This window comes from Streptomyces sp. NPDC107528, assembly GCF_055639295.1.
The window spans coordinates 43,970-69,561 of sequence record NZ_JBVKAV010000014.1 but is presented as its reverse complement, the minus strand read 5'-3'; the positions used below and the strand labels follow the sequence as shown (position 1 = coordinate 69,561).

Below are 25,592 nucleotides of genomic sequence, written 5' to 3'. Positions count from 1 at the left end.
CCTCGCCTGGCGTTGACCAGTACAGAAGGGTCCACTGGACGTGAGACCACGGCATCAGTGGCATCGGAGATCGACCAGCAAAGGGTTCCCCTGCCGCACCACTTGGAGGGCGTACCGTGCACCGCCGGCACAACGGGCTCAGGACCGCAGTCCTCCTCGGGGGACTGTCCGCAGTCATCATCGTCATCGGCAGCTTCTTCGGCCGGATGGGGCTCATCATTGCGGTCCTGATCGCGCTGGCCACGAACGCGTACGCGTACTGGAACAGCGACAAGCTGGCGCTACGTGCGATGCGCGCCCGCCCGGTCAGCGAGTTCGAGGCCCCGGCCCTGTACCGCATGGTCCGCGAGCTCTCCACCCAGGCCCGCCAGCCCATGCCCCGTCTCTACATCTCCCCGACAGAGGCGCCGAACGCGTTCGCGACCGGCCGCAACCCGCGCAACGCCGCCGTGTGCTGCACCGAAGGAATCCTGCGCCTCCTCGACGAGCGCGAGCTGCGCGGCGTCATCGGCCACGAACTCAGTCACGTCTACAACCGGGACATCCTGATCTCGTCGGTCGCCGGCGCCCTAGCCTCGGTGATCATGTTTCTCGTCAACTTCGCCTGGCTGATCCCGATCGGCCGCTCCGATGACGACGACGGCCCCGGTATCCTCGGCATCCTGCTGATCATGATCCTCGGCCCGCTCGCCGCCACGCTCATCCAACTGGCCATCAGCCGCTCCAGGGAGTACGAGGCCGATGCGTCCGGCGCCCAGCTCACCGGCGACCCGCTCGCCCTCGCCAGCGCCCTGCACAAGCTCGAACTCGGCACCAAGCAGCTCCCGCTGCCCCCCGAGCCCCGCATCGAGACGGCCAGTCACATGATGATCGCGAACCCCTTTCGCCCAGGTCAGGGGTTCTCCAAGATGTTCTCCACCCACCCGCCCATGGCGGACCGAATCGCCCGACTCCAAAAGATGGCAGGTTCCCGATGAAGACCATCCTGAACGTCATCTGGCTCGTCCTGAGCGGCTTCTGGCTGTTCATCGCCTACCTGGCCGCGGGCCTACTCCTGTGCATCACCATCATCGGCATCCCGTTCGGTATCGCGGCCTTCCGCATCGGCGTCTACGCGCTGTGGCCCTTCGGGTACACGACGATCGAACGCCGCGACGCCGGAGCCCCCTCATGCGTCGGCAACGTCCTTTGGCTGGTCCTCGCGGGCTGGTGGCTGGCCATCGGCCACATCGTCACCGGCCTCGTGCTGTGCATCACGATCATCGGCATCCCGTTCGGCGTCGCCAACTTCAAGCTGATCCCGGTGTCGCTGTTCCCGCTGGGCCGCGAAATCGTGCCGACGGACGAGCCGTTCGCTCAGGGCTGGTAGCGGAGCGGAGCGGGCAGGGGCGAGTTGGGGGGCGGACCGAGCCCGGGAGCGGACCGCGCCGCGGGGCCAACGAGCCGGGCGACAGACACGGGTTTTTCCACAACCCGGAGTTATCCACAGGCCCACTCGATTGTCAGTGGCGGCTTGCATCATGAATGCATGACCGAGAACGAGCAGCTGCTGACGAGGGTGGCGGACAAGGCCCGCAACACCCGACCGTGGGGCTGGACTTCGCTCCCCGAGCCCGTCGACGCGGCCACCGTGGCCCGCGCCGAGGCCGCCCTCGGCTTCCGCCTGCCCCCGCTTCTCGCCGACCTCTACTTGCGTATAGGGGACGGCGGATTTGGTCCGGAGTACGGCCTGCTGCCCCTGCTCGACAGTCCTCCGTCCGGCGAACCCGCTGCCGTCACGCAGTATCTCGCCAACCGCGAGAGCGGCCGCAAGGACCCCGACTGGCCCTGGCCCGACGGCGTCCTGCCGGTATCCCACTGGGGCTGCGCCATGTACGCGTGCGTGGACTGCCAGAGCCAGCAGGCCACTGTCCTGCTCTTCGAACCGAACGCCGACGACGCCGACCGGGCGTGGTTCGTGGACGCCCCGGCCCTCACGGACTGGCTGCGCGCCTGGGCCGACGGCACGGGCTGGTACGAGGAGATGAACGAGGAACCGGAGCTGGCCCCGTGGGCCGACTTCCGCATACGTACGGCTACGGCCGGGGCGTCCTGAGGAGTCGCGGATCGGCGGTCACCTGGTGGACCGACGGCCCGGTCGAGTGGCTCGACAGGTGGAATGGAGCGACGGCCGGCGGGCACTCCGAGCGTGCTGAGCAGGCCGTTTTCACCTAGAGGACCGACGTGGCCGCCGGGTGGACCAAGGACCGCAGTCACCACCACATGGCGGCAGGCCATGGCCACTGCGCGGCAGGCCAATGCCCCCTGCGGCCTGCTGCGACTGCTGGTCGGTCAGCGTCGGCCCGTCCTGAGCAGACCGATTACCCGACCCATCACCCACCCCCCCGGTGGTCGGCCGCCACACTCCCACCCGCCCAGCCACCGACCCCACGCTCCGCCCCCAACCAGCATCACGTGCGCGTCCGTCGGCCTACCGCCCCTTGTCCCCCGACCGCCGGGCCATCCACCGCCGTCCCCCGTACGCGACCACGCCCACCGCCAGTACGCCCGCACCGACGCCAACCGAGACCCATGGAAGCGAGAACGCCAGGACCATGCACCCGACGAGGCCCACCACCGGCACGACTCGCGAAGCCGCCGCCGAGTTGAGAGTCCAGGCCGAGGCATTGGCCACCGCGTAGTACGCCAGCACACCGAAGGAGGAGAACCCGATCGCGCCGCGCACGTCCACGGTGGCGGCCAGGACAGCGACCACCGCGCCCACGGCCAGTTCGGCCCGGTGCGGCACCTGGAAGCGGGGATGCACTGCGGCGAGGGCGCCAGGCAGATGCCGGTCGCGGGCCATGGCCAGCGTCGTCCGCGAGACACCCAGGATCAGAGCGAGCAGCGAGCCAAGCGCGGCGACGGCCGCACCCACCCGCACCACAGGCTCCAGCCCCGGCACCCCTGCCGCCCGCACGGCGTCGGCAAGCGGCGCGCCCGCCTCGCCGAGAGCATCCGACCCCAGAACGGAAAGGACAGCCACCGACACACATACGTACACCGTCAGCGCGATACCCAGTGCCAGCGGAATCGCCCGGGGGATGGTGCGCGCCGGGTCCCGCACCTCCTCACCGAGGGTCGCGATCCGCGCGTACCCGGCGAACGCGAAGAACAGCAGTCCCGCCGCCTGCAGTACTCCGCCCGAGGCCCCGACCTCCAGACGACCGGCGTCGGACTGACCGGACCCCAGACACACGACCACCACGCAAGCGAGGACAGCCAGGACCACTGCCACGATCACCCGGGTCAGCCAGGCGGACTTCTGGACACCGCCGTAGTTCACCGCGGTCAGCGCCACCACCGCCGCGACCGCCACCGCATGTGCCTGCCCCGGCCAGACGTACGCGCCCACGGTGAGCGCCATTGCCGCACAGGAGGCCGTCTTACCGACTACGAACGACCAGCCCGCGAGATAGCCCCAGAACTCCCCGAGCCGCTCGCGCCCGTACACATACGTGCCGCCCGAGGCCGGGTACAGGGCGGCCAGTCGCGCCGACGACGCGGCGTTGCAGTAGGCGACCACAGCCGCCACCGCGAGCCCGAGCAGCAGTCCGGACCCGGCCGCGTGCGCAGCCGGGGCGAGGGCGGCAAAGATCCCGGCCCCGACCATCGAGCCGAGCCCGATGACCACGGCGTCGCCGACACCGAGGGTGCGCCGCAGCTCGGAGGAGGCGGAACTTGACCGTGCCATGGCCCGAACCCTACTGATCGCTGCAACCGAGGGGCACCACGGTGACGTCCTGCTCATCAACAGAGCACGAATAAGCGCGCCCGAAATCACAGTGCCCGGAAAGTGCAGGCACAGCGCGGAAGGGCAGGTTCACGGCATGACGATCATCAGCTGGATCATTCTGGGGCTGTTGGCCGGAGCCATCGCCAAGGTTCTGCTGCCGGGCCGTGACCCGGGCGGCTTCATCGGCACGACGCTCATCGGTGTCGCGGGCGCGTTCATCGGTGGCTGGATCTCGGCCCGCTGGCTGGACCACCCCATCACCAAGGACTTCTACGACGGCGCCACCTGGGCCTCCGCGATCGGCGGCTCCCTGGTGCTCCTGATCGCTTACCGCCTCCTGTTCGGCCACTCGCGCAACTGAGCGAGGCGAGCAGACCCCGGACCGCAGCCAGCAGGCGAGAAGGGTGGGCACCAGAGGTGCCCACCCTTCCTCGTACGGCTTGGAAGTCGCGGCCGTAGCCGCAGCAGGTGTCGAAGCCGAGCCGCTGGGGGCATCGGATCAGTTGCTCACCGGTAGTTCACGAACTGCAGCGCGAAGTCGAAGTCCTTGCCCTTCAGCAGAGTGATCACGGCCTGGAGGTCGTCCCGGCTCTTGGAGCTGACCCGCAGTTCATCGCCCTGCACCTGGGCCTTCACGCCCTTCGGGCCCTCGTCGCGAATGATCTTCGCCACCTTCTTTGCGTTCTCCTGGGAGATGCCCTCCTCGATCGACGCGAAGATCTTGTACTCCTTGCCCGAGAGCTGGGGCTCGCCCGCGTCCAGGGCCTTCAGCGAGATGCCGCGCTTGATCAGCTTGGACTGGAAGACGTCGAGGACAGCGTTCACCCGGTCCTCGGAGTTCGCCTCCATCAGGATCTTTTCACCGGACCACGAGATCGAGGCACCCACGCCCTTGAAGTCGTAGCGCTGCGAGATCTCCTTGGCGGCCTGGTTGAGGGCGTTGTCGACCTCCTGCCGCTCGACCTTCGAGACGATGTCGAAACTGGAGTCGGCCATGTCCTGTGGCTCCTTGTATCGAGTGCGTGTGGAGTGCGTATCGGCGGGCGTGGGGGTGGCCGCCGAGCCCGGGGCAACCCGGGACCGCATCCGGACAAGCCTAGCCACCCCGTGTCCCCCGGGAGGCGATCAATCGGGTGGCGAAGCACCCCTCCCCATCGGGTATTGTTTACGTCGTTGCCAGCGAGCACCGCCGAAAAGCGGTTCGAAAGGCAGCGACCCAGGCGGTGTGCCCGAGCGGCCAAAGGGAGCAGACTGTAAATCTGCCGGCTCAGCCTTCCCAGGTTCGAATCCTGGCGCCGCCACACTAGGGAAGACCCCTTCCGATCTGCGGAAACGTAGATCGGAAGGGGTCTCTTCGTGTGGGGCAAGCCTTTTCGAAGTAAGTGTGCAATGCCTGGATTGTCCCGGCTTGTCTCAGGTGATGTCCGGGGCTGATCGGCGTGTGTCCCCCAGGCTTCCCCTACAGGAAGTCCTGTGCCGTCCCACGCGGAGTGGCAGGGCCACGGAGTGTCCGTCCGGCCCTGCGACCTTCATGGGGCGCACCGGAGAGGAGCGCGCTCATCAGCTTCGAACAGCGGCCGTCGGCTTGGGCTTTGACGGTGTAGCTCCTGGAATGCCTCCGCGTGCCGACGAGGCAGCGGGCACCGTAGGGCGCAGGGGGGCGGCCCCGGTGGGTCTCAGAGCAACGAATTGTGCCCGTTCCCGAGCAGGAACCGGTGCGGATGCATGGCCTGGTGGGCCGACGGCGGGCCGCCGCGCTCGCGGCGAGGGCAGCGATGCTGACGGATGCGGCCGAACCGGACCAACGTCTTCAGCTTCGGGGCAGAAGGGTTCCGAGCGGGCCGAGGTCGAGATTGAGGTCCTCTGGACGCACTCCGTGTTGCTCGCAGAGTTCGGTCATCCGCTGGTCGAGCAGCATCAGAGTGGTCCCGATCTCGTCAACCTGTTCATCGCTGAGGTCGCCCTGCTCGATCCGGCGAATCGCCTGGCGCTCCATCAGTTGCCTGAGGAGTTCGACCACGGTGAGCACCAGGGCGACGAGGTCGCGTCCCATCTGGTCGGAGTCCAGGTCGAGTCGGGAGCTGGTCATAGGGGGCCGCCGTCCGCCCAGGGAGCGGGGACCCGTTCGTTGACGGAGGAGAGCAGGGCATGAAGCGACAGGCGTACCAGTGGAACGTCAGCGATGGCGATGACCAGGTCACCACTGATCACTACGCCGGTTGCCAGGACGCGGTCCAACAGGTCGACGAGCGGTACCCCGATGGGGCCACTGAGCGACCTGGGGCTGTCCCAGGGCACGACTTCGTGCGTCACGGTCTACACCTCGCCCACGAATGAATAGGGCACCCACGGCCCCGACAGCTCGATGTGCGCCCCGGTGCGTTCCCGCAGCGTCCGTGCCAGGAGGGCAAGCTCCTCGGCGCGGTGCTCTGCCACGAGATACGTCGCGTTGAGGACCTGGACCCGTCGATCCTCGGAGGGCTGGAGGTGCGGCCGCAGTCTGCGGGACGCGGTGGCGAGACCACGGATTTGGACATCCACCGTTTCCGCGGTCCGCAGGGCCTCGTTCTGGCTCCGCTCGCGGCGCTCCTGCGCGCCTCGTTTGCTGTTCAGGTAGGCGAGGCCGGCGCCGGGCGCCGGGCGGGTTCGGTCTGGCGGCGTGCCCCGCCGGATCGGCGTCCGGTTTGCGGTGTCGGGCGGGCTCGGCGGCGCGTAGACCTTGACGCCCCATTCGGCGTGGTGCGCGATGCGCTTGAGCGCGGCGTGGAATCGCCCCGCCTCTTTGGCCAGCGCGTCTCGTGCCCTCTCGGCACCGTGGTAGACGGTGGCCATCGGTAGGGGAACAGTAGGGCAGCAGGCCGCGACCGCAGAGACGACGTCGTGGTGGGCCCGTGCGTAGCGTTCCAGTTCCCGTTGGTCGGACAGGCGCGCCTGCCAGGCTTCATCCGTGAAGTCGCCGGCTCGGACGGTCTGGACGATCGCTGTCAGCGTCCCCAGTGACAGCGTGCCCACAGGCGCCTCGTCGGTTACTCCCGGCAGGCCGGCGACGGCCGACAGGTTCGGGTTCCAGCAGACAGCGAACACGTAGGTGGCGTTGTCGTCCGAATGCTCAAGGTCGCGCTCTGTCATGTACCTACGTTCTCCTTGGTGCATTGCTGGCTTTCGGGCGTTGCTGTGGAGCGCTGAGGCTATTTGTCCGATGTCTCGGCCTCGAGCGATTTCAGCCGCTCGCGCAATTCCTGGTTCTCTTCCTGCAAGGCGTTGCGGTAAGCACGTGAGCTGAGCGCCGGATCGCTTTCCCACCAGTCGATTCCGGCCTTCTTCGCGGTATCCACGGATGCCACGAACAGGCGAAGTCGAATGGTGAGCAGTTCGATGTCAAGGAGATCGATCTTGATGTCGCCCGCGATCACGATTCCTTTGTCCAGAACGCGTTCGAGAATGTCGGCGAGGTTGGTGGTCTGAGGGCCGGAGGCGAGGTAGGGGTCCTGTCGGAAGTCGACGTCAGACACGGCGCCGCCTCCGTTCTGGCCTCTTCCTGGAAGCTTCTGCTTCCTCTTCCTCCGTCTGGTTCCCGTATGAGGCTTTGGCTTCGTCCTCTGCCACCTCTTCGCCCTCGTCCCAGTCGCCCTCCGGTTCCTCCGGTTCCTCCCGTTCCTCCGGTTCCTCCTGTTCATCCTTTGCAGCCGCGATGGCCACCTTGTCCCTGGAATCCATGAGTCCGTCACCTTCGATCGTTCGACGCGGAACAGGACCCTGCGGCATGCAGCCGGTCGAGCAGCCGTTCCTCTTCTCGTTCGAACTCCTCCAGGCCGATGTCTCCGTCCTCCAGTTCCTGGTTCAGCAGAGCCAGCTGGGCGCGGATTACTCCCGGGTCGTACAACTCGCGTTCGGCCGCGTCCTGGAGTTTCTCCGTGACCCAGACAACGCCACGGACCGGCGCAATGGGGAGGGTGAGAAGTCCGGTGATCAGTCCCATCTCAGACTCCGGCGGTCAGGACGGGAGCGCCTTCACTGGATACGAAGCTGTAGCAAGGCAGCGGACCCGAAAGGCGCAGCTCAACTCGGTCGCGGTTGGTGCGGGCGAATTCCTCCGCCGCCCCTCGAAAGGCATCGCTGTCGCTGCTGTCGACGAGGAACGACGTGTTGAGCACGCATCCTTGGACTTCAGGCCCCGGGGCCACCGCTCGGGCCTTGGGGGTGAGCTCGCTCAGAACTCGCCGACCGGCTTCGGCGGCTCTGCTCTGCAGAGCTGCCGCGACGGCCTCGCCCAGCCGGAGGCTGGCTTCGTAGCCGGGCCGTCGACGCACTTCGTCCCGCAGCCGACGGACCTTCTTGTCCTGCGCGACAAGGCTTGCCAGCGCGTCCTGTGCCGGAAATGCCTTGATGTTGACCTCGACCGCACCCGAGAGGTGTTCGAGTGCAGTCATGTGGTCCGCTTCACCTGCCGCCAGCTGGCCGCGCACCGTCTCCTCATCAGGTGCGACTATGCCGAACCGCATGGGCAGTACCGAGCCCTGTTCCGAAAGGCGCAGCAACAGATCCTGGTGAGCGAGCAGGTCGCGGCGTCTGGCGCGGAGGTTCGGGGGAGCCTCACTGACGACAGCGGCGACGCGCCCCTGCCGGACCGGCCGCAGCTGGGCGGCCGGGCTGCCGACACCTCGTGCGTCTGCCGGCAGCGCCATTTCCGCCCGGATCACCGCGTAGACGTAGACACCATTGGTGGTCACGACTCACCCCTCCGCGGTTCGGCGACGACTCGTACTGCCCCGGGCCGGAGCACGCCGCTTCTTCGGCTGTTCCTGCTGCTCTTCCTCGTCCTCATCAGGCTCGTCGGAATCGTCACCACGACCCCCGATGACCTTGCGAACGGTGTCTCCCATGCTCGACGCGGCCTTGCGGGCCTTGCGTTTGCCGATGGATCTGGCAGCACTGCCGCCCAGCAGTTCGGGAACGGTGGTGCTGCCGGAGTCCCGCTCCAGGTCGAGCCGGTTGCACGCTTCTGCGAATCGCAGGTATGTGTCCACGCTCGCCACAACGATGCGCGCGTCTATCTTGAGGATCTCGATGCCGACCAGGGAGACCCGGACGAACACGTCGATCACCATGCCTCGATCGAGGATGAGTTCGAGCGTGTCGTACAACGTGCCGGCCCGCGGTGGGCACGCCACTACCTCGTCGGAGTAGGTGGTCGCAGGCATGTGGGGTCCTTCCGGTTGTCGGGCGAACCTGAGTCACTGGTCATGCGTCGGCGGACCCCCGCTGATACCGGCGGACCCTGCGGTACTCCGTGAGTTCGCCGTCCTGGTCGAGTCGCACCTCGTAAGACGCGAGAAGGCTGGTGGTGTCCGGAATTCGGGGCAGCTCAAGGACATCCACGACGACACACCACCCGTCGTCCTCACGCCCCACCGCTGATACGCCCTCCATGGGATGACCGGTCAGCCGTTCCAGGCTCTGGCAGGCAGCACGCGCGGCATGTTCTGCTCCCCGCACGCTCGGTGTGCGGGAAGCAGTGGACGTCGAGGTCTTTTTGGCGCGCGGCCGATGCTCTTCTGCCATGAACTCGAGTCTGGTAAATATCCGGCACCGTGCACTTCGAGTGGAGCATTCGGGCGCACGTGCGGGGCTGCTGCCGACGCGGTCATGAAGAGCTGAAGCGCTAGCCGCCCTCGGCGGCTTGATCTGCCTGAGGTATGCCGGTCGATCACGCGGCACATCTGACGACTCAGCCTTCCCAGGTTCGAATCCTGGCTTCGCGTTCCTGAGTCACGGCCGGGGCACACTGACCCCATGGTCACGCCTCGCAGAAGCTGCCCCGAGTGCCGTCGTGAGATCGCCGTCGTCGCCGGTCGGTTCGCGCGGCATGATCCGCCCGGCGCACGGCAGAACGGGGAACTCGTGTCATGCCCCGGATCACGGCGACCGACGCAACTCGGGGCCGCGCAGCCCGCATTGGACGGGTATGTCGTGCCCGACTTCCCCGGGCAGCTTCCGTTGTTCTGAAGACCCCGCCGAGTGCCAGCCAAGACCTCATCGACGGCCCCATCACGTGCTGCTCCGAGCCTCACACGGCCCCGTCGCACTGGCCCCCGAATGTCACTCCGTCGGCGGATGCTGGAGGCCTGGCCGCGCATCCGTACCACCGCCGCGCCGTCAGCGTCCGGACGCAGCCCGTCGCGCCGTACGCGATCCAGCCGTACGCGATCCAGCCGTACGCGATCCAGCCGTACGGGAGTCAGCCGTACGAGAGTCAGCTATACGCGATCCAGCCCCACGAGAGGATGCCCGGCGGAGAACTGCCGCGCCCAGCACGCGCGTACCGCCTCGCGGCCGTGCAGCCGGGCTCCGTCCGGACGTGTCTGTTACGCGGCGGGAGCCGGAGCCCCCTCGGGGCCCATCTTCAGTTCCCTGCCACCGACTTCACCGCCACTGGCACCGGGGCCGAGCCGCTGATGAGTTCGAGGGTCAGGCCGGCCGTGGCCGGGGTGTCGAGCAACTCCGCGAGCACGGCGGCCACGTCATCGCGGGGGATCGGGCCGCGGCCGGTGTGAGCCTCCAGGCGTACCAGGCCCGTTCCCGCGTCGTTCGTCAGCGCGCCGGGGCGCAGGATCGTCCAGTCCAGGGCGTCCAGACCGCGGACGTACTCGTCGGCTCCGCCCTTGGCGCGCAGATAGACGTCGAAGATCTCGTCGCCCTCGTGCGCCGGGTTCGCGCCCATGGACGACACGACCACGAAGCGCCGTACGCCCGCCTGGACCGCCGCGTCCGCGAACAGGACCGCCGCGCCCTTGTCCACCGTGTCCTTGCGGCTCGTCCCGCTGCCCGGCCCCGCGCCGGCGGCGAACACCGCCGCGTCCGCACCTCGTAGTTGTGCCGCGACCTCCTCGACCGAGGCCGACTCCAGGTCCAGCACGACGGGTTCGGCGCCGGCCTCCCGCAGATCGTCGCCCTGTTCGGCCTTGCGGATGATCCCCGCGACCTCGTTCCCGCGCGCGGCGAGCAGTCGCTCCAGCCGCAGCGCGATCTGACCATGACCACCAGCGATGACAATGCGCATGTCTTCGACCGTACGCCCGGGCAGCCGCATTCGCCGCACGACTTCAGCCACGCCTCACGTCACCACGGGCAGACGCCTCACGTATCCGCGCCGGGCGCACGCCTCACACGCCGACGCCGGCGCACGAGCCACCCGCGCACCGCCGGGCGTGCACCCACATCCCTCAGGACACCTCTCCGCGCCCCTGTCGCGGCAGCCCCAACTCCGCGGCGACGGCCGAGTTGCAGTACTCCCGAACCGCGCTCGTCCGCGTCACCACGCGCCCCCGGTGCACCACGATGCGGCTGTACGCCAGGGACAGCGCCCCCGCCAGCCGGTCCCCGCGCACCGCGAGCAACTCGGCCGGGAAACCCGCCTCCACCCGCACCTCGGACAGACCCAGCGCCGCGCGCGCCGACGCGCTCACGGCGTCGTACGCGTCCTCGGGGCGCAGCCCGTGACGTGACGACAGCAGGTAGGCGGCCTCAAGCGGGTCCCCGCGTCCCACCGGGTTCGACACGTCCCTCAGGGCGCCGCTCCCTGCGGCAACGCGTACGCCGGCGGCGCGCAGGAGTCGTACGGGCGCCGTGCTCCGCCGTTCCGCGCCCCCGCAGCCGCCCTGGGGGAGGCACACCACCGTCACCCCGGCCGCCGCGAGCTGGTCCGCGGTGCGGGAGGCCACCTGGGCGGGCAGGCGTCCCAGGCCACCGCACGGGCCGAGCGTCACGCCGGGGCGCAGCCCTCCGGCCATCGCCGCGAGCCGCGCCAGACGTGCCGGGTCGGTGGCGTCGGTGTGCAGATCGACGGGGCAGCCGTGTTCGGAGGCGACCTCCAGGACGGCCTCCACGTAGCCCGTCGGATCCGGATCCAGGTCGGGGCAGCCGCCGACCACGGACGCGCCCATCTTCAGCGCGTCCCGCAGCATGGCCAGCTCCTCGGCGCCGGCCACTCCCGTCAGCAGCCGCGGCATCGCCACCGTCGTCAACTCCGTGAGCCCGCGCAGGGAACGCCGTGCCTGCAGGACGGCCTCCAGCGCGCCCAGCCCCTGAACGTCGCCCACACGCACGTGTGCCCGCAGCGCGGTCGCGCCGTGCCCGAGCTGGAGCAGGGCGGCCTCGGTGGCCCGGCGCTGGACGTCCTGGGGCTCGTACGAGACGGGGCCGCCCTCGTCGGCCGAGAGCGCGGTGTCGCCGTGGGCGTGCGGTTCGGCCGGGGCCGGCAGCAGCAGGTACCCGCCGAGGTCCACACGCGCGCCGCACGCGTGCGTGCCGTCCCCCGCCAGGCTCCCGGCCGTGCCGACCGCCTCGATGCGCCCGCCGCCCAGCCGGACGTCCACGGTCCGGCCGTCGGTGAGCCGCGCCCCGCACAGCAGCAGAGCACCCGGGTCGGCCGGTCCGGAGGAGCCTGACGAGGACGACGAGTGCGGCGGCTGGGGATGACTGTCGGGCATCGCGCTCCAGAGGCTCGGGCTGCGCAGCGGGCTGCGGGACGGTGCCGGGGGCTGCGCCGGGCACGCAAGATCACGCAGAGTGAGTCGAGCCTAGGGTGGCGATACGGCCCGGGCGCGCAGGAGCGCAATAGTCGTACCGGTGTGGTCGGCCGAACGGAGCCGTCCCGGGCGGTACCGCAGTGGCCTGCGAGACGCCTGCGATACGCCTGCGCGGCGCTCTGTTCGGCCCCCGGTAGGTGCCGCGAAACGGATTTGGGTGAACGGCTGCCGAGCGTGTAATGTCTTCATCGCTCGCCCCAATAGCTCAGTCGGCAGAGCGTCTCCATGGTAAGGAGAAGGTCAACGGTTCGATTCCGTTTTGGGGCTCTGGTGTGTGAGGTTCCCGTCGCAAGGCGGGGCCCGATCACATCACAGCGGTGTAGCTCAGTCGGTAGAGCAAGCGGCTCATAATCGCTGTGTCACCGGTTCAAGTCCGGTCACCGCTACTGACAGTAGCCGATTGCGGGGTCGGTCCTTCGATCGGCTACTCTTTTTTGCGTTAACTCATTCCATCCGTTCGTCAAGGAGCACTCACGTGGCTGCCACCGACGTCCGCCCGAAGATCACGCTGGCCTGCGTGGAGTGCAAGGAGCGGAACTACATCACCAAGAAGAACCGGCGTAACAACCCGGACCGTCTTGAGATGAAGAAGCACTGCCCGCGTTGCAATGCGCACACCGCGCATCGCGAAACGCGATAAATCAGGCTCGTACGCGAGGCCGTCCCCGATCGTGGGGGCGGCCTCGCGTCGTTTCCGCCCCGGTTACCGGTCGGTTCGACCGCTCCCGGTGAACCAGCAGGTCAACGGCAGAAGACAGCAGGAGGTGCCGAGCCATGGCGCTCGACCAGTCCTTCGTGGGGCGGACTTACCCGCCCACCGACCCCTACGAGGTGGGCCGGGAGAAGATCCGTGAGTTCGCGGAGGCGGTGGGGGACGCCAACCCGGCGTACACGGACCCGGAGGCCGCCAAGGCGCTTGGCCACCCCGATGTGATCGCCCCGCCGACCTTCGTGTTCTCCATCACCTTCAAGGCCGCCGGGCAGGTCCTCAAGGACCCGCAGCTGGGCCTGGACTACAGCCGCGTCGTGCACGGCGACCAGAAGTTCGCCTACACACGCCCGGTGCGCGCCGGCGACCGGCTGGCCGTCACGTCGACCATCGAGGCCATCAAGTCCATGGCGGGCAACGAGATCCTGGACATCCGCGGCGAGGTCCACGACGAGGCGGGGGAGCACGTCGTGACCGCCTGGACCAAGCTCGTGGCCCGTGGGGCGGACGCCGAAGAAGGGGAGGGCTGAGACCATGACGGCGAAGATCGCGTACGGCGATGTCGAGGTCGGCACCGAACTGCCGCCCCAGAGCTTCCCCGTGACCCGCGCCACGCTCGTTCAGTACGCGGGTGCCTCGGGTGACTTCAACCCGATCCACTGGAACGAGAAGTTCGCCAAGGAGGTCGGGCTGCCGGACGTCATCGCGCACGGCATGTTCACCATGGCCGAGGCGATCCGCGTCGTGACCGACTGGACCGGCGACCCCGGCGCGGTCGTCGAATACGGCGTCCGCTTCACCAAGCCCGTCGTCGTACCGAACGACGACCTGGGCGCCACGATTGAGGTCAGCGGCAAGGTCGCGGTCAAGCTCGACGACAACAGGGTCCGCGTGGACCTGACCGTGAAGAGCGCCGAGCAGAAGGTGCTCGGGATGTCGCGGGCGGTCGTACAGCTGGCGTGAAAGTCGGCGTCACGCGCGTGCCGTGAAGTAAGGGGCGTCCTCCAATGGTGGGCGCCCCTTACACATTCTCCGGCCGCATCCACTTGCCGGGTTAGTGATTGAGTACTAACTTGGATTCCATGGCCAGGATGAGCGCGGAAGAGAGGCGTGAGAGCGTCATCCGCGCGGCGATGACCGAGTTCGCCCGTGGTGGCTACTACGGCACGTCGACCGAGGTGATCGCCAAGCGGGTCGGCGTCTCGCAGCCGTATCTCTTCCGGCTCTTCCCGGGCAAGAAGGCGATCTTCCTCGCTGCGGCCGAGCGCTGCGTGGAGGACACCATCCGGATGTTCGCGGAGGCCTCCGACGGGCTCGAGGGCGATGAGGCCGAGCGCGCCATGGGTACCGCGTACCGCAAAGCCGCCTCCGAGCAGCCCGAGCGGCTGATGATGCAGATGCAGATGTACCTCGCTGTCGCGGCCGCCGAGCAGGAGGGTGACCACGAGTTCGGTGAGGCCGTACGCGCAGGCTGGACGCGGTTGTGGGACACCATCCATCTGCCGCTGGGTGCGGACGTCCATGAGACGACGACCTTCATGGCGTACGGGATGCTCATTAACTGCCTCGTCACCATGGGCTTCCCTCCCGACCATCGAGTCTGGGCGGGGATGGAACTGCCGAAGCGGGCCAGGGAGCAGCACTCGTAGACGAGAGGTGAGGTGGCTCACCTGGACTCTTCATGATCCCGAAAGTTAGTGACCAATAACTACCTGAGCAGCATGAAGCAGTAGCCGGAACGGATCACTTCTGGGGGACCGATGTCACACCTGACCACACAGAACGCGCGGACCACGCGCCGTGGCGGGGCCGCCTGGGCCCTGATCATCACCAGCGTCGCCGGGTTCATGGCGGCGCTCGACAACCTCGTCGTCACCACCGCACTGCCCTCCATCCGCGAGGACCTGGGCGGAGGGCTGCACGACCTGGAGTGGACGGTGAGTGCGTACACACTCACCTTCGCCGTCCTGCTGATGTTCGGCGCGGCACTCGGCGACCGCTTCGGCCGTCGCCGACTCTTCCTCGTCGGCATCTCGATCTTCACCGCGGCGTCCGCCGCCGCGGCCCTCGCGCCCGGCATCGACTCCCTGATCGCCGCCCGCGCGGTGCAGGGCGCCGGTGCGGCGATCATGATGCCGCTGACGCTGACCCTGCTGACGGCGGCCGTGCCCGCGGCCAAGCGCGGGATGGCGTACGGCATCTGGGGTGCCGTCAACGGGCTCGCGATCGCCTCCGGGCCGCTGATCGGCGGCAGCCTCACCGAGCACATCTCCTGGCAGTGGATCTTCTGGCTGAACGTTCCGCTGGGCCTCGCCCTGCTGCCGCTCGCCCGGCTGCGCCTCGCCGAGTCGTACGGCGTCGGCGCCCGGCTCGACATCCCCGGCACCCTGCTCGCCAGCGGCGGTCTCTTCGGGATCGTGTACGGCCTGGTGCGCGGCCCCGCCGACGGCTGGACCGGAAGCCTGGTTCTGACCGGCCTGTTCGCCGGAGGCGCGCTGTTGGCCGGGTTCGTCCTCTACAGCACGCGCGCCAAGAACCCGATGCTGCCGATGCGGCTGTTCCGCTCCCGGGCGTTCTCCGGGATAAATGCCGCGAGCATGCTGATGTTCCTCGGCATGTTCGGGTCGATCTTCCTGCTCAGCCAGTACATGCAGATCGTGCTCGGCTACTCGCCGACGGAGGCGGGGCTGCGGATGCTGCCGTGGACCGGTATGCCGATGCTCGTCGCGCCGATCGCCGGCATCCTCGCCGACCGCATCGGTGGCCGGCCCGTCGTGGCCACCGGACTGTTCCTCCAGGCCGCCGGCCTCGCCTACATGGCGTCCGTGGTCACCGCCGACGTCTCCTACGCCGCCCAGCTGCCCGGCTTGATCATCAGCGGCATCGGCATGGCCCTGTTCTTCGCCCCGGCCGCCCACCTGGTGATGTCCAGCGTCTGCGTCTCGGAGCAGGGCATCGCGTCCGGCGCGAACAACGCCCTGCGTGAGGTCGGCGGCGCGCTCGGCATCGCCGTCATGGCGTCGATCTTCTCCGCGCAGGGTGGGTACGAGACCGGCCAGACCTTCGTCGACGGGTTGCGGCCCGCGCTGGTCACCGGTGCGGTGGTGGTGGCTGTGGCGGGGGTGGCTGCGCTGCTGATCCCTGGGCGAGGGCGAGGGCGGGGTGGCGAGGTTGGGCGACCGGCGGAGCAGGCGCCGACGCTGGAGGCGGTCGCCGGCTGACCGGACCTGAACGCGGCGGGGGTGCCGCTCGGCAGCAGTTCTCGCCCCCGCCGCCCCTACCCGTCCCACCTCCAGGGGCTCCGCCCCTTCGACCCGGCCAGGGGGCTCCGCCCCCTGGACCCCATCGGCCTGAACGGCCTCGTCCTCAAACGCCGGACGGGCTGAATGATCCTGGCCGGCGCCGAAAAGTGACCGGCGGAGTGGCCGTGGTGGTGGCGTGCCCCCGGCACGGCCCCGACCCACCACACACCCGCAGGCGCTACGCGAACCCCCACCGAACAGCCACAGGCCGCCGCAGGCACCCCACCCCCCACCGTCTCGTACTCTTGAGCCCGTGCAGGAACTCCACGACGCCCCCCTCGCCCCCCTCACCACCTTCCGCCTGGGCGGCCCCGCCACCCGGCTGGTCACCGCCACCACCGACGCAGAGGTGATCGACGTCGTGCGTGAGGCCGACGCCGAAGGCACCCCGCTGTTGATCATCGGTGGTGGATCGAACCTGGTCATCGGGGACAAGGGCTTCGACGGCACCGCGCTCGTCATCGCCACGAAGGGCTTCGAGCTGGACGGCAGCACGCTCGAACTGGCCGCAGGCGAGGTGTGGACCGATGCCGTCGCCCGCACCGTGGAAGCCGGGCTCGCCGGCATCGAGTGCCTCGCCGGAATCCCAGGCTCCGCAGGCGCCACGCCGATCCAGAACGTCGGTGCGTACGGCCAGGAGGTCTCCTCGACGATCACCGAGGTGATCGCGTACGACCGCCAGGCGGGCCAGACCGTCGTCATCCCGAACGCCGACTGTGCCTTCTCCTACCGCCACAGCCGCTTCAAGGCCGACCCCGACCGCTACGTCGTCCTGCGCATCCGCTTCCGGCTGGAGAACGCCGAAGGCCTCTCCGCCCCGATCAAGTACGCCGAGACCGCCCGCGCCCTCGGCGTCGAACCCGGCGACCGCGTACCCCTGGCTGCCGCCCGCGAGACCGTGCTGAAGCTGCGCGCCGGCAAGGGCATGGTCCTGGACCCGGAGGACCACGACACCTGGTCGGCCGGCTCCTTCTTCACCAACCCGATCCTCACCGACGAGCAGTTCACGGCCTTCCACGCGCGCGTGCACGAGCACCTCGGCGCCGACGTGGAGCCGCCCGCGTACCCGGCAGGGGCGGGGTACACCAAGACCTCCGCGGCCTGGCTCATCGACAAGGCCGGCTTCACCAAGGGCTACGGCACCGGCCCTGCCCGCATCTCCACCAAGCACACCCTCGCCCTCACCAACCGCGGCGAAGCAACCACCGAGGACCTCCTCGCGCTCGCCCGCGAGGTCGTCGCAGGAGTGCGCGACACCTTCGGCATCACGCTGGTGAACGAGCCGGTGACGGTCGGAGTCAGCCTCTAGCCGGTACGCCCGGTAGCCCCGGTACGCCCGGGGCCCGGCCCGAGCCCGCAGCCCGGGCCGTCAGTAGGCCACACCCACCCCCTGCTTCACCGTCGCCGAGTCCCCCACCATCCGCAGCATCGCGTGCGCCACATCCGCCCGCCCGATGAAGCGCCCCTTGCTGGGAAACCCGCCCACGACGGTCCGGTACCCGCCGCTGAGCGGCTTGTCCTGCAGACGGGGTGGCCGTACGAGCGTCCAGTCCGTGCCGCTGCCGGCCACCTCGGCCTCCATCTCGCGCAGGTCGGCGTAGATGTCCTTGAGGACCGCCGACACGACGCCGAGCACGGCACGGTCCAGGAAGCCGTCCCCTCTGGGTGCGGGCCCGACCGGCGCGGCGCTGACCACGAGCAGCCGTCGCACCTCCTCGGCCTCCAGGGCCGCCAGCACCGTCCGGGTCAGCCTTGCCGCGACCCCCGCGTCCTTGCGCCCGCGGGCACCGAGGCCGGACAGCACGGCGTCGCGTCCGGCGACGGCGGGCCGTAGCGCACCGGGGTCGGTGAGATCCGCGCGGAACACCTCCAGACGGTCACCGGCGAGGGGGAGACGTGCGGGGTCCCGTACGACGGCCGTGACCTCGTGACCGGCGTCCAGGGCCTGCCGGACCATCTCCTTGCCGATACCGCCGGTGGCACCGAAAACGGTGAGTTTCATGAGAGCTCCCGTACGCATGAGAAGAGTCGTCGGATAGGTGGGTGAGTATTCACTCACCCATGCCTCCCTCTAGAGTGAGTAAGTACTCACCCACCGTCAAGGGCGATTGGACAAGCCATGGAGAACAAGCCGACCCGGGTCCGACTCCTCGACGCGGCCCATGAGCTGATGCTCACCGTCGGGCTCGCTCGGGCCACGACGAAGGAGATCGCGCGGGCGGCCGGATGCTCCGAGGCGGCGCTGTACAAGCACTTCGACAGCAAGGAAGAGCTGTTCATCCGGGTGCTCACCGAGCGCCTGCCCCCGCTGCGCCCCCTGCTCAGCAGCCTCGCCGCCGAGCCGGGCCGGCGGTCCCTCGAGGAGAACCTCACCGAGATCGCCCGCCAGGCGGCGCTGTTCTACGAACAGAGCTTCCCGATCGCCGCGTCGCTGTACGCGCAGACCGAGCTCAAGCGGCGGCACGATGACGCCATACGGCAGATGGGGTCGGGCCCGCACGTGCCCATCCAGGAACTCGACACCTACCTGCGGGCCGAGCAGGAACTGGGCCGGGTCAGCACGGACACGGACACGTTCGCGGCGGCGTCGCTGCTGATGGGAGCCTGCGCGCAGCGGGCGTTCGCCTATGACGCGACGAAGGAGACCGTAAGGCCGCCGGTGGACGAGTTCGCCGCCCGGCTGGCTCGCACGCTGCTGGCCGGTATCGCCGACTGACGCCGGGCACGGGACGAGCGGCCTAGGCGAGCCAGTCGTCCACGCCGGCCAACAGCTTCGCCTTCACCTCGTCCGGCGCCGCCGACCCCCGCACCGACTGCCGCGCCAGTTCCGCCAGTTCTTCGTCGGTGAAGGCGTGGTGGTGGCGGGCGATGTCGTACTGGGCGGCGAGACGCGAGCCGAAGAGGAGAGGGTCGTCGGCGCCCAGGGCCATCGGGACGCCGGCCTCGTACAGGGTCCGCAGCGGGACGTCCTCCGGCTTCTCGTAGACGCCGAGGGCGACGTTCGACGCGGGGCAGACCTCGCATGTCACGCCCCTGTCGGCGAGGCGCTTCAGCAGCCGTGGGTCCTCGGCGGCGCGCACCCCGTGGCCGATCCGGTTCGCGTCCAGGTCGTCCAGGCAGTCACGGACCGAGGACGGGCCGGTCAGCTCGCCGCCGTGCGGGGCCGACAGCAGGCCGCCCTCACGGGCGATGTGGAAGGCACGGTCGAAGTCCCGAGCCATGCCCCGGCGCTCGTCGTTCGACAACCCGAAGCCGACGACGCCCCGGTCGGCGTACCGCACAGCGAGCCGCGCCAGCGTGCGGGCATCCAGGGGGTGCTTCATCCGGTTCGCGGCGACCAGGACACGCATTCCGATCCCCGTGTCGCGCGTCGCCGTCTCGACCGCGTCCAGGATGATCTCCAGCGCTGAGATCAGACCGCCCAGCCGGGGTGCGTACGAGGTCGGGTCGACCTGGATCTCCAGCCAGCCGGAACCGTCCCTGACGTCCTCCTCCGCAGCCTCTCTGACCAGCCGCTGGATGTCCTCCGGCTGCCGCAGGCACGAGCGCGCGGCGTCGTACAGGCGCTGGAAGCGGAACCAGCCCCGCTCGTCCGTCGCCCGCAGTTTCGGCGACTCGCCACGCGTCAGCGCGTCGGTCAGCGCCTCGGGCAGCCGCACGCCGTACTTGTCGGCCAGTTCCAGCAGGGTCGCCGGCCGCATCGAGCCGGTGAAGTGCAGGTGCAGATGGGCTTTCGGCAGTTCAGAGACATCACGTACACGCTCCATTCCAGGATCCTGCCGTACGTGTCCGCCCTCCCGGTAGCGGTTTCCCCGTTAGTGGTCTTGCTCGCACAAACAAATGAGTCACCCAAGGAAAAAGGGGTCACCCCCGGAAAACCGGAGGTGACCCCTGAGAAACGGAAGGCGGACGTCAGTCCCTGGCCTCCGCCAGCAGCTTCTGGATGCGGCTCACGCCCTCGACGAGGTCCTCGTCGCCGAGCGCGTACGACAGCCGCAGATAGCCCGGCGTGCCGAAGGCCTCGCCCGGAACCACCGCGACCTCGGCCTCCTCCAGGATCAGCGCGGCCAGCTCGACCGAGTCCTGCGGGCGCTTGCCACGGATCTCCTTGCCGAGCAGGGCCTTGACCGACGGGTAGGCGTAGAAGGCGCCCTCGGGCTCCGGGCAGAGCACGCCGTCGATCTCGTTGAGCATGCGCACGATCGTCTTGCGGCGGCGGTCGAAGGCCTCACGCATCTTCGCGACCGCGTCCAGGTCACCGGACACCGCGGCCAGAGCAGCGACCTGGGCGACGTTCGAGACGTTCGACGTGGCGTGCGACTGGAGGTTGGTCGCGGCCTTCACCACGTCCTTCGGGCCGATGATCCAACCCACCCGCCAGCCCGTCATGGCGTACGTCTTGGCGACACCGTTGACCACGATGCACTTGTCGCGCAGCTCCGGCAGGACCGCGGGCAGCGACACGGACACCGCGTCGCCGTAGACCAGGTGCTCGTAGATCTCGTCCGTCAGCACCCACAGGCCGTGCTCGACGGCCCAGCGGCCGATGGCCTCGGTCTCGGCCTCGCTGTAGACCGCGCCCGTCGGGTTGGACGGCGACACGAAGAGGACGACCTTCGTCTTCTCCGTACGAGCGGCCTCCAACTGCTCCACGGAGACGCGGTAGCCGGTCGTCTCGTCGGCGACGACCTCGACCGGGACTCCGCCCGCAAGACGGATCGACTCCGGGTACGTCGTCCAGTACGGGGCCGGGACGATGACCTCGTCGCCCGGGTCGAGGATCGCGGCGAAGGCCTCGTAGATGGCCTGCTTGCCGCCGTTGGTGATCAGGATCTGCGACACGTCGGGCTCGTAGCCGGAGTCGCGCAGCGTCTTGGCGGCGATCGCGGCCTTCAGCTCGGGCAGACCGCCGGCCGGGGTGTAGCGGTGGTACTTCGGGTTCTTGCACGCCTCGATGGCGGCCTCGACGATGTAGTCCGGGGTCGGGAAGTCGGGCTCACCGGCGCCGAAACCGATCACCGGACGCCCGGCGGCCTTGAGGGCCTTGGCCTTGGCGTCCACGGCGAGGGTGGCGGACTCGGAGATCGCGCCGACTCGGGCGGAGACCCGGCGCTCGGTGGGAGGGGTTGCAGGGCTCATGGGTCCCATCGTTTCAGACAGGAAACTCGCCCGGCACAGGGGTTTCACGGACTGAACATCAGTTGAACAACCGTGCGGATCGTGGCCACGGCCAGCGGATCTTGTGTCTTGCGGCCGATGATCTTCGGCCGATCTTTCGCCGACCAAGCCCCCCACGGGCACTTTCTGTTCGACGGCGCGCCCAGGACCACGTACACTCTCACCTCGTTGGCCATCAGCGGTCCGCAGTCGCAGGGTGTACACCGAGCACCCGTCCGGATGCGGTACGTTGGTGGGCAGACACAAAGGGTCGTAGCTCAATTGGTAGAGCACTGGTCTCCAAAACCAGCGGTTGGGGGTTCAAGTCCCTCCGGCCCTGCTACACACTCCTTCGCCAGGATGTGTGCGCATGTACGTACAGCAATGCACCGCCGTGCGGTCCAGACCGGGCGCGGCACGGCCACGACCCGGAATCAGGTGAGGACGAGTGACGGACGCCGTGGGCTCCATCGACATGCCTGATGCCCAGGACGAGGCGCCGGAGTCCAAGAAGAACCGTAAGGGTGGCAAGCGCGCCAAGAAGGGCCCGCTGAAGCGACTCGCGCTCTTCTACCGCCAGATTGTCGCGGAGCTCCGCAAGGTTGTCTGGCCGACGCGTAACCAGCTGACGACGTACACCACTGTGGTGATCATCTTCGTCGTCATCATGATCGGTCTGGTGACCGTGATTGACTATGGGCTCGACAACGCAGCCAAGTACGTCTTCGGCTGAGCCAAGAGCGAAGGGCGCCGTGGTTACCGGCGCCCCTTTCGCATGTTCCACCCCTATGTATCCAGGAAGAAGCAGCCACCGTGTCTGACCAGAACCTGAACGACGCCGTCGAGCCGGACGAGTCCGTGGAAGACGAGCTCGACATCGTCGAGGGCGCGGACGAGGACCTGGACGAGGTCGAGGCTGCCGATGCCGAGGCGGGCGAGCCCGCCGAGGAAGCCGCGCTGCACGTCGAGGACGAGGAAGAGGCCCCCGAGGAGGAGGCCGAGCCCGTCGACCCCGTCGCCGCCCTGCGCGAGGAGCTTCGCACGCTGCCCGGTGAGTGGTACGTGATCCACACCTACGCCGGCTACGAGAACCGCGTGAAGACCAACCTGGAGCAGCGCGCCGTCTCGCTGAACGTCGAGGACTACATCTTCGCGGCCGAGGTGCCGCAGGAAGAGGTCGTCCAGATCAAGAACGGCGACCGCAAGACGATCAAGCAGAACAAGCTGCCGGGCTACGTCCTCGTCCGTATGGACCTGACGAACGAGTCCTGGGGCGTCGTCCGCAACACCCCCGGCGTCACCGGCTTCGTGGGCAACGCCTACGACCCGTACCCGCTGACCCTGGACGAGATCGTCAAGATGCTCGCCCCGGAGGCCGAGGAGAAGGCCGCCCGCGAGGCCGCAGAGGCCGAGGGCAAGCCCGCTCCGCAGCGCAAGGTCGAGGTCCAGGTGCTGGACTTCGAGGTCGGCGACTCGGTCACCGTCACCGACGGTCCGTTCGCCACGCTGCAGGCCACGATCAACGAGATCAACGCCGACTCGAAGAAGGTCAAGGGCCTCGTCGAGATCTTCGGCCGTGAGACCCCGGTCGAGCTCAGCTTCGACCAGATCCAGAAGAACTAGCCCTTTCCGGGCTGCTCCGGTTCCTTCTGGACACACCGCTTCCGAGCAGGTCAGATCGGCTCTCGTAGCCGCTCTGACCTGCTCGGTTTTTGGCCGCGCATAGATACCCGTTATCGTTGTGCGGTATGCCTCCATCCGGATGATCCGGACTGGATGGCTGAACACTCTCACTAAGACCCGGAGAGAGAGCACATGCCTCCCAAGAAGAAGAAGGTCACGGGGCTCATCAAGCTCCAGATCCAGGCCGGTGCCGCCAACCCGGCCCCGCCGGTCGGCCCCGCGCTGGGCCAGCACGGCGTCAACATCATGGAGTTCTGCAAGGCCTACAACGCCGCGACCGAGTCGCAGCGCGGTTGGGTCATCCCGGTGGAGATCACGGTCTACGAGGACCGCTCCTTCACCTTCATCACCAAGACTCCGCCGGCCGCCAAGATGATCCTCAAGGCTGCGGGTGTTGAGAAGGGCTCCGGCGAGCCGCACAAGACCAAGGTCGCCAAGATCACCGAGGCGCAGGTCCGCGAGATCGCCACCACCAAGATGCCCGACCTCAACGCCAACGACCTGGACGCCGCCGCGAAGATCATCGCCGGCACCGCCCGTTCCATGGGCATCACGGTCGAGGGCTGAGCCCAACCTTCCCAGCAGAAGTGAGTGGCAGGGCCTGCTCGGCCCGGACCACAACTCCTAAGAAACCCAGGAGCAGTAGTGAGCAAGCGCAGCAAGACTCTCCGCGCTGCGGACGCCAAGATCGACCGGGACAAGCTCTACGCCCCGCTCGAGGCCGTCCGTCTCGCCAAGGAGACGTCCGCGACCAAGTTCGACGGCACCGTCGAGGTCGCCTTCCGTCTGGGTGTCGACCCGCGCAAGGCCGACCAGATGGTCCGTGGCACCGTGAACCTTCCGCACGGCACCGGTAAGACCGCCCGGGTCCTGGTCTTCGCGACCGGTGACCGTGCCGAGGCCGCGCGTGCCGCGGGCGCCGACATCGTCGGCTCCGACGAGCTGATCGACGAGGTCTCGAAGGGCCGCCTGGACTTCGACGCCGTCGTCGCCACCCCGGACCTCATGGGCAAGGTCGGCCGCCTCGGCCGTGTCCTCGGCCCGCGTGGTCTGATGCCGAACCCGAAGACCGGCACCGTGACCCCGGACGTGGCCAAGGCCGTGACCGAGATCAAGGGCGGCAAGATCGAGTTCCGCGTCGACAAGCACTCGAACCTGCACTTCATCATCGGCAAGGCGTCCTTCGACGACACCAAGCTGGTGGAGAACTACGGCGCCGCGCTGGACGAGATCCTTCGTCTGAAGCCGTCCGCCGCCAAGGGTCGCTACATCAAGAAGGCCGCCATCACCACCACGATGGGCCCCGGCGTTCCGGTCGACCCGAACCGCACCCGCAACCTCCTCGTCGAGGAGGACCCGGCCGCGGTCTGAGCCAACGGCTCACTAGGCTCGAAACGGGCCCCGCACCCTTCCCGGGTGCGGGGCCCGTCCCTGTCTTCCCGTTTGTCTCCCCTGTTTGTCAGTGCCCTGGGTTAACGTGCATTCACGGGATTCGCACAGGGGGGACGAATGACGAGCACGAGGGCGCGCCGGTCGGCGTTGTGGGTCGTGCTGCCGACCGCGCTGACGGCCCTGGCCGCCTGTACGTCCTCCGACGACCCCGGCGAGGCGGATCCCACTGCGCCCGCTCGCGCCGTGACGGCAGCCCTGCGCACCGTCGAGCGGTCCACCGGCCAGGCCGAGTCCGCCCGCGTCAGGTCCACGACCACCATGGGCTCGACGCTGTCGATGAAGGCCGACGGCACCCTCGCCTGGAGCGACGGCCTCACCGGCACCCTGACGATCACCTACACCGGCGGCACGACGGCCGAGACGATGCGCCGCCTCGGCACCACGTCGATGGAGGCTCGCTACCTCCCCGACGCCTACTACGCGCGCATGGGCGACGCGTTCGCCGAGAAGACCGACGGCAAGCACTGGATCAAGTACCCCTACGACGACCTGGACGACCTCGCCGGCACCTCCGGAGCCGCTCTCGCGGACCAGATGCGGGGGACCGCGCCGCATACGTCGGTGAAGCTGCTGCTGTCCTCCACCGATGCACGCAAGGTCGGCGAGGAGACGGTGAGGGGCGAGCGCACCAGGCACTACTCCGGCACGGTGCAGGGGGAAGGTGCCGCCCAGCAGACCGTCGACATATGGGTCGACGACCGGGACCTGCTGGTCAAGAAGGTCGAGAAGGGCCGGACGGCCACGGGAGCGCTGACCCAGACCGCGTACTACAGCGACTACGGGGTGAACACCAAGGTCGAGAGACCTGCGGCGGGGGACACAGCGGACCTCAAGGAGCTGCTGAAGGGCTCCGAACGCCGCTGACTGCTGACTCGTGAGCCCTGACTCATGAGTTCTGAATTCTGAACGACCGTTCCTGGGGGGAA

Annotated in this window: 34 protein-coding genes and 4 tRNA genes; 21 read left to right on the top strand and 17 right to left on the bottom strand. The window is 68.6% G+C overall.

Annotation, left to right across the window (positions count from 1 at the left end; translation table 11 throughout):
* The first annotated feature begins 116 nt into the window (after window positions 1-116).
* From htpX to ACZ7L5_RS37395, 3 genes are all read left to right on the top strand, one after another.
* A complete protein-coding gene (gene htpX, locus ACZ7L5_RS37405) occupies window positions 117-977 on the top strand; it encodes a zinc metalloprotease HtpX (protein WP_328879954.1) in 861 nt (286 codons plus the stop codon).
* Window positions 974-1,369: a YccF domain-containing protein gene (locus tag ACZ7L5_RS37400; RefSeq protein WP_471018797.1), complete on the top strand. Its 396-nt coding sequence runs from the start codon at window positions 974-976 to the stop codon at window positions 1,367-1,369. Before htpX ends, ACZ7L5_RS37400 begins: the two co-directional genes overlap by 4 nt.
* A 159-nt stretch (window positions 1,370-1,528) precedes the next feature.
* The gene (locus ACZ7L5_RS37395) at window positions 1,529-2,095 is read left to right on the top strand and encodes an SMI1/KNR4 family protein (RefSeq protein WP_471522656.1); all 567 of its coding nucleotides are present in this window, start codon (window positions 1,529-1,531) and stop codon (window positions 2,093-2,095) included.
* A 375-nt stretch (window positions 2,096-2,470) separates the two neighbouring features.
* Here ACZ7L5_RS37395 and ACZ7L5_RS37390 read toward each other — a convergent pair whose 3' ends face one another.
* On the bottom strand, window positions 2,471-3,733 hold the full coding sequence (locus ACZ7L5_RS37390; protein WP_471522654.1) for an APC family permease: 1,263 nt from the start codon (window positions 3,731-3,733) through the stop codon (window positions 2,471-2,473).
* Between the two features lie 136 nt (window positions 3,734-3,869).
* Between ACZ7L5_RS37390 and ACZ7L5_RS37385 the strand changes: the two genes are divergently transcribed.
* Window positions 3,870-4,136: a GlsB/YeaQ/YmgE family stress response membrane protein gene (locus ACZ7L5_RS37385; protein WP_328879950.1), complete on the top strand. Its 267-nt coding sequence runs from the start codon at window positions 3,870-3,872 to the stop codon at window positions 4,134-4,136.
* A gap of 146 nt (window positions 4,137-4,282) precedes the next feature.
* On the opposite strand, the gene ACZ7L5_RS37380 is transcribed toward ACZ7L5_RS37385, so the two are convergent.
* A complete protein-coding gene (locus ACZ7L5_RS37380; RefSeq protein WP_328879949.1) occupies window positions 4,283-4,771 on the bottom strand; it encodes a YajQ family cyclic di-GMP-binding protein in 489 nt (162 codons plus the stop codon).
* 223 nt (window positions 4,772-4,994) lie between these two features.
* Here ACZ7L5_RS37380 and ACZ7L5_RS37375 point away from each other — a divergent pair.
* Window positions 4,995-5,076, top strand: a tRNA-Tyr gene (locus ACZ7L5_RS37375).
* Between the two features lie 509 nt (window positions 5,077-5,585).
* On the opposite strand, the gene ACZ7L5_RS37370 is transcribed toward ACZ7L5_RS37375, so the two are convergent.
* The 9 genes from ACZ7L5_RS37370 to ACZ7L5_RS37330 are packed head-to-tail and all read right to left on the bottom strand — an operon-like array spanning window position 5,586 to window position 9,337.
* Complete coding sequence (locus ACZ7L5_RS37370; protein WP_328879948.1) at window positions 5,586-5,864, bottom strand: gas vesicle protein K; 279 nt, start codon at window positions 5,862-5,864, stop codon at window positions 5,586-5,588.
* Complete coding sequence (locus ACZ7L5_RS37365) at window positions 5,861-6,088, bottom strand: gas vesicle protein (protein WP_471522651.1); 228 nt, start codon at window positions 6,086-6,088, stop codon at window positions 5,861-5,863. The genes ACZ7L5_RS37370 and ACZ7L5_RS37365 overlap by 4 nt, the downstream gene beginning before the upstream one ends.
* Window positions 6,089-6,091: 3 nt before the next feature.
* Entirely contained in the window at window positions 6,092-6,904 is an 813-nt protein-coding gene (locus ACZ7L5_RS37360) for a GvpL/GvpF family gas vesicle protein (protein ID WP_471522649.1), read from the bottom strand.
* Window positions 6,905-6,963: 59 nt separating this feature from the next.
* A complete protein-coding gene (locus tag ACZ7L5_RS37355) occupies window positions 6,964-7,287 on the bottom strand; it encodes a gas vesicle protein (RefSeq protein WP_471522647.1) in 324 nt (107 codons plus the stop codon).
* A complete protein-coding gene (locus ACZ7L5_RS37350; RefSeq protein WP_471522645.1) occupies window positions 7,280-7,492 on the bottom strand; it encodes a hypothetical protein in 213 nt (70 codons plus the stop codon). The genes ACZ7L5_RS37355 and ACZ7L5_RS37350 overlap by 8 nt, the downstream gene beginning before the upstream one ends.
* Before the next feature lie 7 nt (window positions 7,493-7,499).
* The gene (locus ACZ7L5_RS37345) at window positions 7,500-7,754 is read right to left on the bottom strand and encodes a gas vesicle protein GvpG (RefSeq protein WP_328879943.1); all 255 of its coding nucleotides are present in this window, start codon (window positions 7,752-7,754) and stop codon (window positions 7,500-7,502) included.
* 1 nt (window position 7,755) lies between these two features.
* The gene (locus ACZ7L5_RS37340) at window positions 7,756-8,505 is read right to left on the bottom strand and encodes a GvpL/GvpF family gas vesicle protein (RefSeq protein ID WP_471522643.1); all 750 of its coding nucleotides are present in this window, start codon (window positions 8,503-8,505) and stop codon (window positions 7,756-7,758) included.
* 3 nt (window positions 8,506-8,508) lie between these two features.
* Entirely contained in the window at window positions 8,509-8,976 is a 468-nt protein-coding gene (gvpJ, locus tag ACZ7L5_RS37335; RefSeq protein WP_471522641.1) for a gas vesicle protein GvpJ, read from the bottom strand.
* 40 nt (window positions 8,977-9,016) lie between these two features.
* Entirely contained in the window at window positions 9,017-9,337 is a 321-nt protein-coding gene (locus tag ACZ7L5_RS37330; RefSeq protein ID WP_363038017.1) for a gas vesicle protein GvpO, read from the bottom strand.
* A gap of 231 nt (window positions 9,338-9,568) precedes the next feature.
* On the opposite strand from ACZ7L5_RS37330, the gene ACZ7L5_RS37325 reads away from it, so the two are divergent.
* On the top strand, window positions 9,569-9,781 hold the full coding sequence (locus ACZ7L5_RS37325) for a hypothetical protein (RefSeq protein WP_328879940.1): 213 nt from the start codon (window positions 9,569-9,571) through the stop codon (window positions 9,779-9,781).
* A 397-nt stretch (window positions 9,782-10,178) separates the two neighbouring features.
* Here ACZ7L5_RS37325 and ACZ7L5_RS37320 read toward each other — a convergent pair whose 3' ends face one another.
* Window positions 10,179-10,835, bottom strand: coding sequence for an SDR family oxidoreductase (locus ACZ7L5_RS37320; protein ID WP_471522639.1), 657 nt, complete (start codon window positions 10,833-10,835; stop codon window positions 10,179-10,181).
* A 163-nt stretch (window positions 10,836-10,998) separates the two neighbouring features.
* The gene (locus ACZ7L5_RS37315) at window positions 10,999-12,264 is read right to left on the bottom strand and encodes an amidohydrolase family protein (RefSeq protein WP_471522638.1); all 1,266 of its coding nucleotides are present in this window, start codon (window positions 12,262-12,264) and stop codon (window positions 10,999-11,001) included.
* Window positions 12,265-12,557: 293 nt separating this feature from the next.
* On the opposite strand from ACZ7L5_RS37315, the gene ACZ7L5_RS37310 reads away from it, so the two are divergent.
* From ACZ7L5_RS37310 to ACZ7L5_RS37275, 8 genes are all read left to right on the top strand, one after another.
* Window positions 12,558-12,630: transfer RNA gene (locus tag ACZ7L5_RS37310), tRNA-Thr, on the top strand.
* Window positions 12,631-12,676: 46 nt separating this feature from the next.
* Window positions 12,677-12,749 (top strand) — tRNA-Met (locus ACZ7L5_RS37305).
* An 89-nt stretch (window positions 12,750-12,838) separates the two neighbouring features.
* The gene (gene rpmG / locus ACZ7L5_RS37300) at window positions 12,839-13,003 is read left to right on the top strand and encodes a 50S ribosomal protein L33 (RefSeq protein ID WP_003948671.1); all 165 of its coding nucleotides are present in this window, start codon (window positions 12,839-12,841) and stop codon (window positions 13,001-13,003) included.
* Window positions 13,004-13,137: 134 nt separating this feature from the next.
* Complete coding sequence (locus ACZ7L5_RS37295) at window positions 13,138-13,602, top strand: FAS1-like dehydratase domain-containing protein (protein WP_383249035.1); 465 nt, start codon at window positions 13,138-13,140, stop codon at window positions 13,600-13,602.
* 4 nt (window positions 13,603-13,606) lie between these two features.
* Window positions 13,607-14,035, top strand: a complete 429-nt coding sequence (locus ACZ7L5_RS37290) for a MaoC family dehydratase (RefSeq protein ID WP_471522636.1) — start codon at window positions 13,607-13,609, stop codon at window positions 14,033-14,035.
* Between the two features lie 119 nt (window positions 14,036-14,154).
* Window positions 14,155-14,721, top strand: a complete 567-nt coding sequence (locus ACZ7L5_RS37285) for a TetR/AcrR family transcriptional regulator (RefSeq protein ID WP_471522634.1) — start codon at window positions 14,155-14,157, stop codon at window positions 14,719-14,721.
* A 111-nt stretch (window positions 14,722-14,832) separates the two neighbouring features.
* The gene (locus tag ACZ7L5_RS37280) at window positions 14,833-16,293 is read left to right on the top strand and encodes an MFS transporter (protein WP_471522632.1); all 1,461 of its coding nucleotides are present in this window, start codon (window positions 14,833-14,835) and stop codon (window positions 16,291-16,293) included.
* Window positions 16,294-16,627: 334 nt separating this feature from the next.
* Window positions 16,628-17,683, top strand: a complete 1,056-nt coding sequence (locus ACZ7L5_RS37275; protein WP_471522630.1) for a UDP-N-acetylmuramate dehydrogenase — start codon at window positions 16,628-16,630, stop codon at window positions 17,681-17,683.
* Window positions 17,684-17,743: 60 nt separating this feature from the next.
* On the opposite strand, the gene ACZ7L5_RS37270 is transcribed toward ACZ7L5_RS37275, so the two are convergent.
* On the bottom strand, window positions 17,744-18,376 hold the full coding sequence (locus ACZ7L5_RS37270; RefSeq protein ID WP_471522628.1) for an NAD(P)-dependent oxidoreductase: 633 nt from the start codon (window positions 18,374-18,376) through the stop codon (window positions 17,744-17,746).
* Between the two features lie 117 nt (window positions 18,377-18,493).
* On the opposite strand from ACZ7L5_RS37270, the gene ACZ7L5_RS37265 reads away from it, so the two are divergent.
* Window positions 18,494-19,090, top strand: a complete 597-nt coding sequence (locus ACZ7L5_RS37265) for a TetR/AcrR family transcriptional regulator (RefSeq protein WP_363038004.1) — start codon at window positions 18,494-18,496, stop codon at window positions 19,088-19,090.
* A gap of 22 nt (window positions 19,091-19,112) precedes the next feature.
* On the opposite strand, the gene ACZ7L5_RS37260 is transcribed toward ACZ7L5_RS37265, so the two are convergent.
* The 3 genes from ACZ7L5_RS37260 to ACZ7L5_RS37250 all read right to left on the bottom strand — a co-directional run bounded on the left by ACZ7L5_RS37260 (window position 19,113) and on the right by ACZ7L5_RS37250 (window position 21,728).
* On the bottom strand, window positions 19,113-20,141 hold the full coding sequence (locus ACZ7L5_RS37260) for an adenosine deaminase (RefSeq protein WP_328879929.1): 1,029 nt from the start codon (window positions 20,139-20,141) through the stop codon (window positions 19,113-19,115).
* Between the two features lie 145 nt (window positions 20,142-20,286).
* Window positions 20,287-21,513, bottom strand: coding sequence for a pyridoxal phosphate-dependent aminotransferase (locus ACZ7L5_RS37255; protein WP_406198545.1), 1,227 nt, complete (start codon window positions 21,511-21,513; stop codon window positions 20,287-20,289).
* A 44-nt stretch (window positions 21,514-21,557) separates the two neighbouring features.
* Window positions 21,558-21,728 carry a hypothetical protein gene (locus tag ACZ7L5_RS37250; RefSeq protein ID WP_328879927.1) on the bottom strand — a complete coding sequence of 57 codons (171 nt, stop codon included), beginning with the start codon at window positions 21,726-21,728 and terminating at the stop codon, window positions 21,558-21,560.
* 70 nt (window positions 21,729-21,798) lie between these two features.
* On the opposite strand from ACZ7L5_RS37250, the gene ACZ7L5_RS37245 reads away from it, so the two are divergent.
* The 6 genes from ACZ7L5_RS37245 to ACZ7L5_RS37220 all read left to right on the top strand — a co-directional run bounded on the left by ACZ7L5_RS37245 (window position 21,799) and on the right by ACZ7L5_RS37220 (window position 25,530).
* Window positions 21,799-21,871, top strand: a tRNA-Trp gene (locus tag ACZ7L5_RS37245).
* Between the two features lie 108 nt (window positions 21,872-21,979).
* Complete coding sequence (gene secE, locus ACZ7L5_RS37240) at window positions 21,980-22,264, top strand: preprotein translocase subunit SecE (protein WP_328879926.1); 285 nt, start codon at window positions 21,980-21,982, stop codon at window positions 22,262-22,264.
* Window positions 22,265-22,344: 80 nt separating this feature from the next.
* The gene (nusG, locus tag ACZ7L5_RS37235; protein ID WP_328424665.1) at window positions 22,345-23,154 is read left to right on the top strand and encodes a transcription termination/antitermination protein NusG; all 810 of its coding nucleotides are present in this window, start codon (window positions 22,345-22,347) and stop codon (window positions 23,152-23,154) included.
* A 192-nt stretch (window positions 23,155-23,346) separates the two neighbouring features.
* Window positions 23,347-23,781: a 50S ribosomal protein L11 gene (gene rplK, locus ACZ7L5_RS37230; RefSeq protein ID WP_028805116.1), complete on the top strand. Its 435-nt coding sequence runs from the start codon at window positions 23,347-23,349 to the stop codon at window positions 23,779-23,781.
* A 78-nt stretch (window positions 23,782-23,859) separates the two neighbouring features.
* Window positions 23,860-24,585, top strand: a complete 726-nt coding sequence (gene rplA, locus ACZ7L5_RS37225) for a 50S ribosomal protein L1 (RefSeq protein ID WP_328879925.1) — start codon at window positions 23,860-23,862, stop codon at window positions 24,583-24,585.
* A 138-nt stretch (window positions 24,586-24,723) separates the two neighbouring features.
* Complete coding sequence (locus tag ACZ7L5_RS37220; RefSeq protein ID WP_471522623.1) at window positions 24,724-25,530, top strand: SCO4651 family lipoprotein; 807 nt, start codon at window positions 24,724-24,726, stop codon at window positions 25,528-25,530.
* The last annotated feature ends 62 nt before the right edge of the window (window positions 25,531-25,592 follow it).